General features: G+C 54.3%; 12 protein-coding genes. 3 read left to right on the forward strand and 9 right to left on the reverse strand.

Annotated elements, in window-relative coordinates; translation table 11 throughout:
* Nucleotides 1–205: 205 nt before the first annotated feature.
* Both CFLAV_RS18665 and CFLAV_RS18670 read right to left on the reverse strand, forming a co-directional pair.
* Nucleotides 206–736 carry an FUSC family protein gene (locus CFLAV_RS18665; protein ID WP_007416355.1) on the reverse strand — a complete coding sequence of 177 codons (531 nt, stop codon included), beginning with the start codon at nucleotides 734–736 and terminating at the stop codon, nucleotides 206–208.
* Between the two features lie 129 nt (nucleotides 737–865).
* On the reverse strand, nucleotides 866–1,975 hold the full coding sequence (locus CFLAV_RS18670; protein WP_007416356.1) for a hypothetical protein: 1,110 nt from the start codon (nucleotides 1,973–1,975) through the stop codon (nucleotides 866–868).
* Between the two features lie 193 nt (nucleotides 1,976–2,168).
* Between CFLAV_RS18670 and CFLAV_RS18675 the strand changes: the two genes are divergently transcribed.
* Nucleotides 2,169–2,540: a response regulator transcription factor gene (locus CFLAV_RS18675; protein WP_040549378.1), complete on the forward strand. Its 372-nt coding sequence runs from the start codon at nucleotides 2,169–2,171 to the stop codon at nucleotides 2,538–2,540.
* Nucleotides 2,541–2,602: 62 nt separating this feature from the next.
* Here the strand turns inward: CFLAV_RS18675 and CFLAV_RS18680 are convergent, their stop codons facing one another.
* The gene (locus CFLAV_RS18680; RefSeq protein ID WP_007416358.1) at nucleotides 2,603–6,022 is read right to left on the reverse strand and encodes an ATP-binding protein; all 3,420 of its coding nucleotides are present in this window, start codon (nucleotides 6,020–6,022) and stop codon (nucleotides 2,603–2,605) included.
* A 105-nt stretch (nucleotides 6,023–6,127) separates the two neighbouring features.
* Nucleotides 6,128–6,601, reverse strand: a complete 474-nt coding sequence (locus tag CFLAV_RS18685; RefSeq protein ID WP_007416359.1) for a GNAT family N-acetyltransferase — start codon at nucleotides 6,599–6,601, stop codon at nucleotides 6,128–6,130.
* Between the two features lie 292 nt (nucleotides 6,602–6,893).
* Between CFLAV_RS18685 and CFLAV_RS18695 the strand changes: the two genes are divergently transcribed.
* A complete protein-coding gene (locus tag CFLAV_RS18695; RefSeq protein WP_007416360.1) occupies nucleotides 6,894–7,430 on the forward strand; it encodes a hypothetical protein in 537 nt (178 codons plus the stop codon).
* Between the two features lie 111 nt (nucleotides 7,431–7,541).
* Here the strand turns inward: CFLAV_RS18695 and CFLAV_RS18700 are convergent, their stop codons facing one another.
* The 5 genes from CFLAV_RS18700 to CFLAV_RS18720 all read right to left on the reverse strand — a co-directional run bounded on the left by CFLAV_RS18700 (nucleotide 7,542) and on the right by CFLAV_RS18720 (nucleotide 11,036).
* Entirely contained in the window at nucleotides 7,542–8,000 is a 459-nt protein-coding gene (locus CFLAV_RS18700; protein ID WP_007416361.1) for a DUF5069 domain-containing protein, read from the reverse strand.
* A gap of 48 nt (nucleotides 8,001–8,048) precedes the next feature.
* A complete protein-coding gene (locus CFLAV_RS18705) occupies nucleotides 8,049–9,137 on the reverse strand; it encodes an alkene reductase (RefSeq protein ID WP_007416362.1) in 1,089 nt (362 codons plus the stop codon).
* Between the two features lie 85 nt (nucleotides 9,138–9,222).
* On the reverse strand, nucleotides 9,223–9,819 hold the full coding sequence (locus CFLAV_RS32685; RefSeq protein ID WP_007416363.1) for a TetR/AcrR family transcriptional regulator: 597 nt from the start codon (nucleotides 9,817–9,819) through the stop codon (nucleotides 9,223–9,225).
* 117 nt (nucleotides 9,820–9,936) lie between these two features.
* A complete protein-coding gene (locus CFLAV_RS18715) occupies nucleotides 9,937–10,362 on the reverse strand; it encodes a hypothetical protein (protein WP_007416364.1) in 426 nt (141 codons plus the stop codon).
* Nucleotides 10,363–10,511: 149 nt separating this feature from the next.
* Nucleotides 10,512–11,036, reverse strand: coding sequence for an STM3941 family protein (locus CFLAV_RS18720; protein ID WP_007416365.1), 525 nt, complete (start codon nucleotides 11,034–11,036; stop codon nucleotides 10,512–10,514).
* A 917-nt stretch (nucleotides 11,037–11,953) separates the two neighbouring features.
* On the opposite strand from CFLAV_RS18720, the gene CFLAV_RS18725 reads away from it, so the two are divergent.
* On the forward strand, nucleotides 11,954–13,582 hold the full coding sequence (locus CFLAV_RS18725) for an amidase (RefSeq protein ID WP_040549412.1): 1,629 nt from the start codon (nucleotides 11,954–11,956) through the stop codon (nucleotides 13,580–13,582).
* Nucleotides 13,583–13,675 lie beyond the last annotated feature (93 nt).

Here is a 13,675-nt window from a genome sequence, read left to right on the forward strand (position 1 = left end):
TTATTGAAACGTCTTCGAGACCCAATAAAGTCGCCACATTCCGTTGCGAACCAAACAACAAAAAGCCCATGTCGTTGCTACTAAGCATACCAAGATGCGGAGAAAGCATGAGTATCGCAGATGATGTTACAACAAGCCTCAGCTTACATTCGAGGCTTTAGACATCACATGAACATGCCATTACCAGCTGGATGGACAGGTCCAGTCAGTCCGCATGGTTGGAAGGGCCTGACACTGTTTTTTCCGGCAGATCGGGCTCTCGAGAAAGGGGAAAAAGCCGGCGGGAGGACTTGTCAAAGATATATCCGACGAGCAGGGCAGCGACGCATCCCACCATGACGGCGAATACGCGGTCGAGGGGACCGGAGCCGGGGACGGCCCCGCCACTGAGAACGACGATGACGACGGCTGCGAAGGCGGAACGGTTGACCTCATTGATGCGTGTAAAGTGGCAGGCGATGCCGGTCAGGATTATGCCTATAGCCATGGCCAGCACGTTGTGGCCCAAAAGAGTGAAGAGAGCGGCGCCAACGAGAGCCCCGATGAGATTGGCAACAAAGCGCAGCAAGGAGGCGCGCAGGGATGGATGCAATTTCGGCTGAGTTACAATCACTGCAGAAACAGCGGCCCAACCAATGGCGTGGAGATGAAACGGTGCACAGACATAGACAGCCAGGACAGCGGAGAGCGCCGCCTTGGTCGAAAATATCAGGGCATGAAGGTGGCCACTGCGCATAGTTGATGCCTGGAGCTCCAGGCATATCACTTTGGCACAGTCCGGCAGGGATTAGCAAATGGGGGGAAAATCAAAAGGCGCAACCGGAATTCATCCAGTTGCGCCATTAAGCAAAGAACTTGCGGCTTGTTAATTGGTGGCATTGACCAATTTGAGAGCTCCAACACCGCCCGGGTTCCAGTTGGTGAACACGATGTAAACTTCCTGTTTGTCGCCTTTGCCGGTAACGTACCAGGCGGCATCATGGATGTGTTGGGCATCCGTGTAACAGAGATCCTCCTTTGGCCGGATGGTGCCGACAATGGTTTGTTTCTTCAGATTGATGATGTAGATCGGGCCGGGCTTTTTGTCAGGACCATCAAGGCAGGGTGCGAGCGCATAGTCGCCCCAGAGGTCGATGTCGCATACGGTGCTGCCGGCCGGGAGCCCAAGGGTTTCGAGCCATTTGTGTTTGTTGACGAGCCAGCGCTTGATCTGGCCTTCGGGACGGGCGGAGACGAAGAGGGTTTTATCGCTCGCACTGTAAGTGACACCGTGTGGAGTTTGGGAAAATTCCTTGCCGCCCATGAAGGTGCCTTCGTACTTCAACGGTTCCGTGGTGACAGGCATTACATAGGCCTTGCCGTAGCCATCGGTGACGAACATGTCCTTCTTATCGATGAAGGCGACATCGGTGGGATGAAACTCCTTTTTGGCTTTGTACGGGCCGGCGGCGGGCCAATCCAGTTTCTCCGCGTGTTGGAAGGAAGTGTCGGAGAGATAAACCTGGCCATCCACATTATCTGCGACGGCAACGAGAGGCAATTTGCCGCGGCGATGGATGATGTCAGCACCGTGCAGATTACCGTGGGAAAACATGGGGTCGCCTTGAATGATCCACGAGTCGGCGAGGTGATTGCTGAAGCCGATCCAGCCAACGCCTTGAAGGCCCCAATACACCGTATCTTTATCGGGGTCGATGATAATGGTGCCGTGAGCGCCTTTCAGGTGGTTGCAGGCGGCGGCAGGGACGGGTACGAGGTTGGTGGCGGCGACAAACTTCCAATAGCCCTGGCCGCTGACGGGTTGGGAAACCTTGAGCAGTGGCGCCTTGACAGGGCCTTTGGTTTCCACCTCGAACTTCATGGGGACGACCTGATTCGTGGACGCGGGAGTGGCGGGGGCAGGCGCTCCATCGTGGGCCTGGGAGACTAGCGCGGTGGTGAACACCGCAGCAGTGATTGCGACAAGTTTTAGCATGGTAGTTTCAGGTTAAATCTCGAGGGGATGCAGCTCGTTTCCGTGGCGGGATTCTCTGGAAGCGAGATCTTTCAGCCTGGTCGATTCTTACACCTAATCGAGGTCAGTAAAAGCTGTGGAGGGTACGGAACCGAGACGGAATTGTAAAACATTTTCCTCGCATTGCGGCAGAGATCATCACCACTATTTGTCCGTGGACAAACCCGTTTTTCATTTGCTTATAGCGGACGATGACGAGGGCATGCGTTATGCGATTCGCCGATTGGTGTCACGGCATTATCCCGCTGCCAAAATTTCCGAAGCGGGGAATGGCGGGGAAGCCTTGAAGCTTTACGAAAGAACCGGTGCGGATTTGATGATAGTTGATTATCGCATGCCACAGATGGATGGAATCGAATTTGTGCGGGCATTGAAAGAGCGCGCCTCTTCCACTCCGATAATCATGGTTTCAAGTCACCTTGTAGCCAGAGAGGAAGGAATGGCGGCAGGCGTAACTGCGTTTGTGGACAAAGGGGATTTGGTTAAGACCTTGATCCATGTCATGGAACCATTGATATTAAAGTAATTTAAACCAGTTCCGTTCCGGTTTATAAATCCAGCCCGGTTTAAAGGTGTGCCAGCCAGCAATCAAGTTTTCACCTGCTTTAACTCCAGCCAGAAGGTGCTTCCCCTGCCCTCCTCGGAGTACAACCCGACTTTTCCTCCCATGCGTTCCACAGCTTTTTTCACGATAGCGAGGCCAATGCCGGTCCCCTCATAGCCTGTGCTGATTCGCTGAAAAATGCCGAAAATTCTCTCCTGCGAAATTTTCGGAATGCCGATGCCGTTGTCTTTGAAGAACAGTCGAACGTAGCCATCCTGCTCCTCGGCCCAGACAGAGATTTGTGGCACCGTGCCGGGCTGAACGAATTTGATGGCGTTGCCAATGAGATTGGAAATGCACTGGGTCAGGGCGGCCTCGTTACCGAGCACCAGCGGTAACCGGGCTTTAATTGCAATCTGAGAAAAAGGCGGCTGGAAACTGGGATAGGAATCCAAAATTGTCTGCAACAATTTTTCCGTGTTTATGGGTTCAAGGATAAGCTCCGTTCGCGCCATTTTGCTGAAGGTCAGCACGTCCTGAATTAAACGATCCATGCGCCTGGCGGAATCAGATATTTTGTTTAAATAGAGTTGTCCCTCTGGTCCGATCTGGTCACGACAATCCTCCTTGAGCACTTCGGCAAATCCTTGCATGGAACGCAGGGGAGCGCGCAAATCATGGGAAATGCTGTAGGAAAAAGCCTCAAGTTCACCAATGGTGTCCCGCAATTTTGCCGTTCGCTCGACCACCAGTCGCTCCAGTTTTTCTTCGATCTGCTTGCGTTCGGTGATGTCGTGAACCGTGCCGATCAGATTAATGCAGACTCCGTCAGGATTAAATATTGGGGTGATCGAAACCATCCCCACTTTTTTGCCCGAGGGATAATTGGAGGTTTCCTCCCAGCGAATCGTTTTTCGCTCCTGGATTGCCTGTTTGTAATGACCGAGAACCATGGAACAGGAAGGTTCGGGAATGACTTCGTTAACCAGCTTGCCAGTCACCTGGTTCTCGGAAAGACCGGTCGTCGCAAGAAAGCTGGGGTTGACGGAGAGGAAGCGAAAGCGTTGGTCCGGCTCAACTCCGATGTAAAAAATCACATCGGAAGTATTATTATAAATGAGGGAGAGTTCGTGTTCACGAGCCTGGATCACGTCCGCTGCTTCCTGCCGCAACCGCGCCATTCTCAAATGAGAGCGCACACGGGCGAGCAGTTCGTGGGCGCTGAATGGCTTGGTCAGATAATCATCGGCCCCATGCCCCAATCCTTCCACGCGGGACTCTTCGCCCGCCCGGGCGGAAAGCAGGATCACAGGAATCAAACGGGTGGAGGGATTATTCCTTACTTCCCGCAGCAAGCCGAAGCCGTCCAACCTGGGCATCATTATGTCACTCAAGATCAAGTCGGGAGGGTGTTTCAGCGCCGCCTTTAATGCAGCTTCGCCATCGGCAACCGCTTCCACCCGGTAACTGCCCTTTAAAAGGCGCATGACATAGTCGCGCATGTCGGCGTTGTCATCGGCCAGCAGAATGCGGGCACGAGCGGCCGGGGAAGCAGGGACTTCGGCTGGATCGCTGCCGGTTTCAGTCGTGGTGGCGAGGTTGGAAAGGGTATTTATATTTTTGTCGGTGAGACGTCCTTCCTCACCATCTGGCAACCAACGAGCGGCTTCTGTCACATAAGGTGAAGGTCCGAGATTCGTAAAAGCGACTTGTCGGCCTGAGCTTACCTGGGTTTGGGGCAGATGATCCTGGCCGAAAGGAAGCGAGACCGTGAACGTGCTCCCCTGCCCCAACTCGCTGCTCACGCTGACGCGGCCACCATGCAGTTTGACCAATTCATGAACCAAAGCCAGGCCGATGCCCGTGCCTTCGTGGGTGCGGCCTTGGGTGCCTTCAACGCGATGAAAGCGTTCAAACACGCGGTTTACCTGCTCGGCAGGAATGCCTGCGCCGGTATCGCGGACGGTGAGTTCGGCATTTTTTCCAACCTGCCGCAGCCTGACTTCAATTTCTCCCTGGAGTGTGAATTTGAAGGCATTGGAGATCAGGTTCAGCACGATCTTTTCCCACATGTCCCGATCTACAAAGATGGGTTCAGCCAGTGGAGGGCAATCGACTGTGAATTTCAATCCGGCCTTCTCAATGGCGGAACGAAACACGCTGGCGAGTTCCGCGGTGTAGCCTGCCAAATCTATTTCCTGATAAGCGGCCTGGATGCGTCCGGCTTCGATACGGGAAAAATCGAGCAGGCTGTTAACAAGTTTGAGGAGGCGGAGACCGTTGCGATGAATCGTTTTGAGTTCTTCCTGCTCATCTGCATCGAGCTTGCCGGCAGCCTGGTTGAGGAGGTCTTCCACTGGCCCAAGCAACAACGTCAAAGGAGTGCGGAACTCATGGCTGACGTTGCTGAAGAAAGTGGTTTTGGCGCGATCGATTTCAGCCAGGGCTTCGGCGCGCTGGCGCTCGGCTTCATAGACGCGGGCGTTGGAGAGAGCGGCAGCAATCTGACCAGCGAGGAGGTCCAAAAATCCGCTGTAAGCGGAACCAAAAGGGCGATAGGGATTGATGCCAGCCACCAGAAAACCGGCTGGTGTCTGCCGGGCTGGCTGGGTAATTGGAACGAGCACGGCTTGTCGCGCTGGCTTGTTCCATGGACCGGTAGGAAGATTTTGAAAACGTTCGGTGAGATTTTCGACCAACACCGGATGGTTGGTTTCAAAAACCTTTTGCGCCGGCCAAATGGAGTCGGCGGAGCTGAGGCTAATTTCGGCAGGGGCGATGGGACTCTGCGGAGTTACGCCATTGCTGCAGGCCAAACAGGCTCGCCTGCCTTCTGCATCATAAAGATAGACAAGGCCGAAAGGGATATCGAGGGCGCGCGCTTTCAAGCGGTGTTCAACCGTGCGAAACAGCTCGCCTTCCGTTTTGACAGTAGCCAGGTCGGCGGCCATTTCCCGCAGCATGGCGAGTCGTCGCTGGTCGATGGTGCGTTCGGTTTCCTCCGTTACTACACAGAGCAGGCCGCCAATGGCTCCGGAATCATCGGGCAAGGGGCTGTAGGAAAAGGTGTGGTAGGTTTCTTCCGTGAAGCCGCTGCGTTGCAGAAATAAAAGCAGGCCTTCGTCCCAGGTGGCATTGCCGGTTTTGACAACAGATTCCGCACGCGGGCCGATGTCAGGCCAGATTTCCGCCCAGACTTTGCTTGCAGGCGTGCCTAATACCCAGGTGTGTTTGATGCCGACCGTGGGCAAATAGGCATCATTGCAAAAGAAATAGAATTCCGGCCCCCATCCGACCCACATTTGATAACGGGAGGTGAGCATGATACGGACGGCAATTTTGAGGCTTTGAGGCCATCGTTCCAGCGGACCGAGTGGATGTTTGGACCAATCGTAATCACGAATACGCCTGGCCATCTCTCCGCCGCTGGAAAGAAAATCGAATGCGGTGTTACTTCCGGTCATTCCTTAAATTTGCATCAGTTGCTTTCGCGGGTCATCAGGTCAGAGTTAGGCTCTGGAGCTAAAGATGTAACCAGCGAACACGTCTGGCAAGATGAGATTTAAACATTAGCAATCGATGGGTTTGGCCATGGGAATGCGGTCGAAGGGTTGGAAACCGAATTTAATGTAGAGGGAATGGGCGGGGGTGTTGTCGCGTTGAACCTGAAGTTGGAGTGAGGGGATGGAGTTGCGGCGGCAGAAGGTTTGGAGGTGCTCCAGGATTTGTTGGCCAAGACCGAGGCGCCGGTGCGCGGGTTCGATATACAGATCGGTTATCAGAGCGTAGCGGCCGCCGAATTCGATGTCGAAGCCGAAGGTAAGAATGGTGTAGCCAGCGAGTTGTTGGTCCCGGTAAATGAGCCAGGCATGGCCGAGGGAAGAATCGCGAAGGAGTTGGTCGAGGCCGGTGCGGATGTGTTGATCGTTAATGGGGATGTGGTCGCTGGTGTAGCATCTGTGGACGAGGGTGCGAAGGAGTTCGGCGTTTGGGACGGTGGCTGGAATGAAGTTGAGGGAAGCCGGGTTGTTGGAGTCGGGCATACATTAAAAAATGCCACGAAATGGGGCGAAATGCACGGCGAACTTGCAAGCCGTCAAGGGGCAGTGAGACTGGCACGAGGGTAATTCGAGCAGTTTATGAAGCAACGCGAATGTTCGTAATTGCGACCGGGGACGGAGTTGGCATAGACTTGCCAAATAAGCGAAACGAAAGCATGGCCATGAAAACATCGATGGGAAGGAGCCCGGCATTTCCCCAAGGAGAAGATCGAACGGCTGGCGGATTCGGATTATTTACGATTACTCGCGCGAATTCGGTCGTGGACAGATAGCAATGAGTTTCAAGATGTACAAAGGTCTGAAATGGGTGGGCAGGTGTGGTTCCGCCATTGTTGACTTTGTGAGCCCAGGTGTCCTGATCGGAGGGTTTTTGTTTATTTTAGCCTGCATTATCGGGCTATGGATGTATGCGATTGGAACAATGACACAAGGTTCTGAGTGGATAGGTGTTGGAGAAATAGGGAGTTTGACGAACAAAGTTGCAACATTCTCTTTTCAGTCGGATGATCCTGTTCATTTGGTGTGGGAATGGCAAAACTCCAACCGATGGCCCGAAATTCATGTATCCTGTGATTTGATTAATGCGGCGAAGAAACCGGTATATTTCACAACTGAAAGCGACTATTCAAAACTCGAACCTGGTGCAAAAGTGCGTTTCTTTGAGGGCAGCTTATCCAGTCTGATCTCGAACAACGCAGTTTATTTTAAAAGTGGAGATAAAAAGCTGAAACTCAGCATGCATTTTGACGAAGACTTCAAGCCGGAGCCGACAATCAAAGTGTTATTACATAATGATAGGCCAGTATTGTAAGCCCGAAGAACCACCAAAGGAGATAAAGTAACTTGGCTGCGGGCAAGGGAGGGATACATTCAATGAAAAAAGAAGCGCGGGAAATTCCCGCGCCTTGTTGTTTTGATCTGATTAAGCTTTTCCGCCGAAGGTCACGTAATCGTCGAGGTCCAGCAAATCCGGCCAGGTGCGGATGTCTTCGCGGGTTTTGGTGAATTTGGCGACAGCTTCGGCGAAGTAGCCAAGTGTTTCCGCATCGCTGTCGGGGCCGCGGCGATCATGGTAATCGCTCCATTGATTGATTTCCCAAGGCGCGCGCTTGTGTTTCGAGTTGGCTTGGAGCCATTCGAGGATTTCACCGTCACCAAGGCCTTTGGCGACTTCGGTTTTCAAGGCTTCGGGGTCGAAGCCGAGGAAGTTGATGACGTGCTGGTCGAGCGGGCAGTTGTAATGGAATTCGCCGTTTTTGCCGACGATGGTGGCGCGACATTTGTCGAGCATGCGTGGAAGGATGGCATAACCGCCGAGACGGACGCGCATGCTGCGCGGTGGACGTTGGGTGAGGTCGGGTGCGTTTATCTGAGTGCTCATAGTTTTTTAATTTTCAGTTTTTGTTTATGTAGTTCGTTACTAAATGGATTAAGCGAGGGTTGGATAATCGGTGTAGCCTTTGGGACCGGAGGCGTAAAAAGTGGTGTTATCCGGCTGGTTCAAGGAGGCCTGGCGGCGAAAGCGTTCCGGTAGGTCGGGATTGGAGAGGAAGGGAACGCCATAGGCGATGGCATCGGCCCAGCCCTCAGCGAGAGCTTGATTGCCGGTCTCGTGCGTGAAGCCGCCCGCAGTGACGATGTTGCCCGGGTAGAATGGGCGCAGTTCGCGAGGACCAACGCCGCCGGTTGCGCCGTGGGCGATGTCCTGGGCGGTAACCTGAGTGATGTGTGCATAGGCGAGTTTCAAAGGAGTGAGTTCCTTGAGCACATGGCCGAAGGTTACGAGCGGGTTTGAGTCGTGCATGTCGTTGAACACTCCGCCGGGGGAGAAGCGGATGCCGACACGGTCGGCGCCCCAGACGCTGACAACGGCTTCGGTTACTTCGAGAGTAAGCCGTGCACGGTTTTGGACTGAGCCGCCGTATTCATCAGTGCGATGGTTGGTGCCATCGCGAAGAAATTGGTCGAGGAGATAACCGTTCGCGTTGTGAATTTCCACGCCGTCGAAGCCGGCGAGTTTGGCGGATTTGGCGCCGTGAACGTATTCGGCGATGATGCCGGGAATTTCTGACAACTCCAAGGCGCGCGGCGTGACGAAATCTTCCATGGCAGTGCCGGTGAAGACTTTGCCCTTGGGTTTAATTGCGGAAGGGGCTTCGGGCAGAGCGCCGTTGGGCTGGAATGACGGATGGGAAATACGACCGACGTGCCAGAGTTGAAGGAAAATGCGACCACCGGCGGAGTGCACTGCTTCGGTGACCCTGGCCCAGCCTTTGATTTGGGCGTCAGTGAAGATGCCGGGAGTATTGGGATAGCCGAAGCCGCGGGGTGTGACGGAAGTGGCTTCGGAGATGATGAGTCCGGCAGAGGCGCGTTGTTGATAGTATTGAGCGTTGAGTTCGTTGGGGACGTTGCCAGCCGCGGCACGGCAGCGGGTGAGCGGTGCCATGAAAATGCGGTTGGGCAGTTGAAGGCTTCCGAGTTGAACTGGTGAGAATAGCGGAGGCGTGTCTTTCATGTTTATGATTTGCGAAGCATGGTTTGTTTATAGGAATTTTAGCGGGAATATCAGAATGTTTGTTCTGTAATTGAGCAAAAAACTTTTATTTACCGCGTGCGGTGGCCAGTGCGGTTTTGATGGCAGCGTTGGCGATGGCTTCGAGGCTTTCTTTTTGGGGGTGAAGTCGGGCGTAGTTGGACATACCCAGCATGGTATTGAGCAGTATTGACGCGCCCGCTTTGGTTCCAGCGGGTTTGGCGGATTTTCCTGCGGCGCGGTGGAGGACCTCGGCGAATGCAAATTCCCAGGCGGAAAAATGACACTGAAGCGCTCGACGTATGTCGGCGTCCTTTCCGGCATCGCCAGCGAGCGAGTCGATCATCATACAACCGTTAGGATTGGAAGTGTCGAGTAACCGGGTGATGACGTGGCCGAACGATTCGCGCAAACCGGTTTCGGGATCTTTGGCTTCCACGAGAGGTTTCAACAGGTTGGCGCGGCAGGATTCGGAGTAAAGCTGGCAGGATTTCAGGAACAATCCCTTTTTGCCTTTGAACTCGCCGTAGAGGCAGAAGCGGTTCAGGCCGGTCTCTTCGACGAGGTCGGCGACGGAGGTGTGCGCATAGCCTTTGCGCCAGAAGTGCTGGGTCGCCTTCCGGGTGGCTTCTTTGCGGTCGCATTCGATGGGTCTGCCAGCCATAACTAACTGGTTTCAGAATACACGTTCTGAAATGGATGTCAAATTTGGGGAGGTGGAGGTCTGGTTGGCTCAGGTAAAATATGCCTTCTGACATCATATGAACGATGTCATCGCGGCTTAATAGATGGCTGCAAACTCAGCCTCATCTATCCAAGTCAGGCTGTTAATGCGCGAATCTCGCACGAGCGCGTTGTTCAAGATTGTTATGAGAGGTTGGAGTTGTTCTGGGAATTTGCTGGAGCTGAAAATTGACTTCATTAAGCCGCGTCTTAACCGAGATTGAATTACCCAGTGATCTGTGGGCGGCGTTCCGATAGGAGCCCAATGAACGAATAGCGAGAAAAGAATCTTCTGAAAGTCACCGTCCACTACCCACCCACCTTCGCCTTGGATGGGATTCTGCACGGCTATATTCTGCTCGGCTAGTTTGGTTTTAAGGTATTCAGCAGCATCTCGCCCAAGAGGTACGGCATTAGGGTCGGTGTTTTCCGACGGCCAAGAGTGATCGAAAGCGTCACTTTGAAATAAGGCAATAGATTTCATTAAACAGGCTTTTCAAATGTGCTCAGCACTTTATTGACCATTCCGTAAGCGCCATATCTTATCTCAGGGACGGCACCGCCAGCATCGAATTTGAGTGTCTTGAGACGATGCTCCCCTCGCCCTCTGAAACTTTGAGTTTAATTTTTTGTTTACCAGAGGGGATGTTCGGAACAGGCCGGACCATTTGGATATGTAATGGCGGATTTTTTGAGGATGAGTTCGAGAATTTGGTCGGTTTGGCCGTGGATGCCGGAGAGGTTGAGGTTGATGGGTTCGCAACCGAGTTGTTGGTTGGCAGCTATCAGGGCTTTTTGCAGGTCGGAAGCGTTTTTCAGAAATTTCTGCGGTTTTTTTAGTTTGAGGCAGATGAAGTCCTGGCTGGCGATGGACTTTTTGTACGCGCCTTCAATTTCAGCCCATGGAATCCAGCCGATGCGCAGGGTGCGGTCGAAGATGCCTTCGTCGTTAATGATGAGGCGGGGGCGTCGATCGAGGAGTTGCCAAGTGAAGATGGGGATACCGCCGACGCCGAAGAAGAGGATGCTCATCCAGCCTACCCAGTGTTTATCCGGACTGAAGAGGATGATAATGATGCCGACGGCAACGAAAGCGAGGGAGCCGATAAGCAGAAGGACGTGCCGCCAAATCGAAGATTTAATGATGATGGGTTTCATGGCGTTCATCCTTGGGTGTTACGGTTTGAGTTCTATGCCGGAGGAGATGATTACGGTGGACGGCTTTGAGGGCAATGGAAAAAAAGGAGGGAAAACCGTTGGAAACGGTTACGTGAATAAGAAGGTGGTATTGCCCCCCCCGCACTAAAGTGGCGGGGTTAATGAGAGGGGCGGCATGACTGTTGCACATGGGAGGAGTTTGTCCGACTTACCACAATCGGTGGCTAGTATCAGGCTAAGCCGATTTGGAAATCAGTGCTCCGGTTGAAGCAGTTGGATCGCAGGTCGCCTACGCGAGTCGAGGCAATGATTGGTTTTAAAATTTGAGCTGAGTCAGAGCGGCGCGCACGGAGTGACGCGGCCCTACCTGGTTGCTTGCGCGGAGGATTGGGTCGCGGGGCGCGTGCGCGAATAGCGACGTGGAAAGGATTAAAATCGCGGACTTGGCTGGAGCTCGACAGGAGTCTCTCCCCTACCGATTTATTGGTGGCTGGCGCTAAGGCTGGAGTCGCGGGTCGCCTGCGCGATTGGCACGATGAATGGGATGAGAGCGCAAGGGAGGTCAGGGAGCGCGCAGCAGTGCATCCTTACCCCATATCGATTGCTGGCGCAAAGCGTCGGAGTCCCAGACCGCGTGCGCGGATTGTGTCATGGTATAAATCAAAATCGCGGGCCGATAATGGGCGTCCGCAGAGGTACGCCCTACCGATTTATTGATTGCTGGCGCGCGCGGTTGGATCGTTGGTCGCGTACGCGAGTGGGGGTGATGGAAAGATGGAAATTGTCGGCCGTGTTAGTGCGGCGCGGTAGGGACACCGCGGCCCTACCTGCGAGCCTGGCGGTGGGATTTGAATCGCGGATCGTGGATGCGGTATGGATTGTCAGGGGGGTGGGAATGGGATTATGGTGGGCGGGCCATGAAACGTCGCGATTTTATTCGGTCGGCCATCATCGGGAGTGGAATCGTCATGAACCAATCTTCTTTTGCTCAACAGGCAGCTTCGGAATCACGCGCCGGTGATGTCAACAGGAAGCGGGTGCCGTCTTTTGAATTGGATGAGGTGATGATTGGGGAGTTGCAGTCGGGCATGGCGAAGGGGAAGTGGTCGGCGGTGTCGTTGACAAAGAAGTATCTCACGCGAATTCAGATGATTGACCGGCGGGGGCCGAAACTCAATGCGGTGATTGAATTGAATCCGGAGGCGCTGGCGATTGCGTCGGCATTGGATAAGGAGCGGAAGAGCAAAGGGCCGCGGGGTCCGTTGCATGGGATTCCGGTGCTCATCAAGGACAACATTGATACCCATGACAAGATGATGACGACGGCGGGGTCGCTGGCACTGGCTGGTTCGATTGCGCCGAAGGATGCGTTCATGGTGCAGAAGCTGCGGGAGGCAGGGGCGGTGATTTTGGGGAAAACGAATTTGAGTGAGTGGGCGAATTTTCGTTCTTCGCACGCGACGAGTGGTTGGAGCGGGCGCGGAGGATTGACGTTGTGTCCTTATGCGCTGGATCGGAATCCGTCGGGATCGAGTTCGGGTTCGGGTGTGGCGGTGGCGGCGAATTTATGCGCGGTGGCGGTGGGCACGGAGACGGATGGTTCGGTGTTATCGCCGGCTTCCTACAATGGGCTGGTGGGAATCAAGCCGACGGTGGGATTGATCAGTCGGTGCGGCATTATCCCGATTGCCCACAGCCAGGATACGGCGGGGCCGATGGCGCGGACGGTGACAGATGCGGCGATTTTGCTGGGTTGTCTGGCGGGGCCGGATAATTGTGATGCGGCGACGGCGGAAAGCGCGGGCAAGGTGCAGACGGATTATACGCAGTTTTTGAAGCGTGATGGTTTGCGCGGCGCGAGGATTGGGGTGGCGCGGAAGTTTTTTGGGATCCTGGATGAAGCGGACAAGTTGATGGAGGGGGCGATTGCGGAGATGAAGGCGTTGGGCGCTGTGATTGTTGATCCGGCTGATTTGCCGACGCATGGGCAGTATGGGGAGGCGGAGACGGAGGTGTTATTGTACGAGTTCAAGAATGATTTGAATGCCTACCTCGCAAATCGGGGAGCGAACGCGCCGGTGCATTCGCTCAAGGAGATCATCGAGTTCAACGAGCGGAACAAGGCGAAGGAAATGCCGTATTTTGGGCAGGATCTTTTTCTGAAGGCGGAGGCGAAAGGGCCGTTGACGGAGAAGGCGTATCGCGATGCGTTGGAGAAGAATCTTCGACTGACTCGGGAGGAAGGGATTGATGCGGTGATGAAGAAGCATCGGCTGGATGCGATTGTGGCACCGACGACGGGGCCGACGCAGTTGACGGATTTGGTGTGGGGAGATCGGGACACGGGTGGCAGCACGACGCCGCCGGCGGTGGCGGGGTATCCGAGCATTACGGTGCCAGCGGGCCAGGTGGCGGGTTTGCCGGTGGGGATTTCGTTTTTCGGCAAGGCTTGGAGCGAGCCGAAACTGATTGAGTTGGCATTTGCGTTTGAGCAGTCGACGAAGCATCGCAGGGCGCCGAAGTTTTTGAGGACGGTTGATATATAGGGAGGTCAGTGGTCAGTGGTCTGTTGTCCGTTGGTGAAAGAATCTAATGTCGTGGGGGCTTGGCGCGTGGAGTGGGCGGGTTGTCGGGCAAGT

This window comes from Pedosphaera parvula Ellin514, assembly GCF_000172555.1.
In the GTDB taxonomy this organism is placed as follows: domain Bacteria; phylum Verrucomicrobiota; class Verrucomicrobiia; order Limisphaerales; family Pedosphaeraceae; genus Pedosphaera.

Excerpts from the sequence above, each read along its gene's own strand:
- CFLAV_RS18665 (WP_007416355.1), bottom strand. The coding sequence starts at position 736 with ATGCGCAGTGGCCACCTTCATGCCCTGATATTTTCGACCAAGGCGGCG.
- CFLAV_RS18670 (WP_007416356.1), bottom strand. The coding sequence starts at position 1,975 with ATGCTAAAACTTGTCGCAATCACTGCTGCGGTGTTCACCACCGCGCTA.
- CFLAV_RS18680 (WP_007416358.1), bottom strand. The coding sequence starts at position 6,022 with ATGACCGGAAGTAACACCGCATTCGATTTTCTTTCCAGCGGCGGAGAG.
- CFLAV_RS18685 (WP_007416359.1), bottom strand. The coding sequence starts at position 6,601 with ATGCCCGACTCCAACAACCCGGCTTCCCTCAACTTCATTCCAGCCACC.
- CFLAV_RS18695 (WP_007416360.1), top strand. The coding sequence starts at position 6,894 with ATGAGTTTCAAGATGTACAAAGGTCTGAAATGGGTGGGCAGGTGTGGT.
- CFLAV_RS18700 (WP_007416361.1), bottom strand. The coding sequence starts at position 8,000 with ATGAGCACTCAGATAAACGCACCCGACCTCACCCAACGTCCACCGCGC.
- CFLAV_RS18705 (WP_007416362.1), bottom strand. The coding sequence starts at position 9,137 with ATGAAAGACACGCCTCCGCTATTCTCACCAGTTCAACTCGGAAGCCTT.
- CFLAV_RS32685 (WP_007416363.1), bottom strand. The coding sequence starts at position 9,819 with ATGGCTGGCAGACCCATCGAATGCGACCGCAAAGAAGCCACCCGGAAG.
- CFLAV_RS18715 (WP_007416364.1), bottom strand. The coding sequence starts at position 10,362 with ATGAAATCTATTGCCTTATTTCAAAGTGACGCTTTCGATCACTCTTGG.
- CFLAV_RS18720 (WP_007416365.1), bottom strand. The coding sequence starts at position 11,036 with ATGAAACCCATCATCATTAAATCTTCGATTTGGCGGCACGTCCTTCTG.
- CFLAV_RS18725 (WP_040549412.1), top strand. The coding sequence starts at position 11,954 with ATGAAACGTCGCGATTTTATTCGGTCGGCCATCATCGGGAGTGGAATC.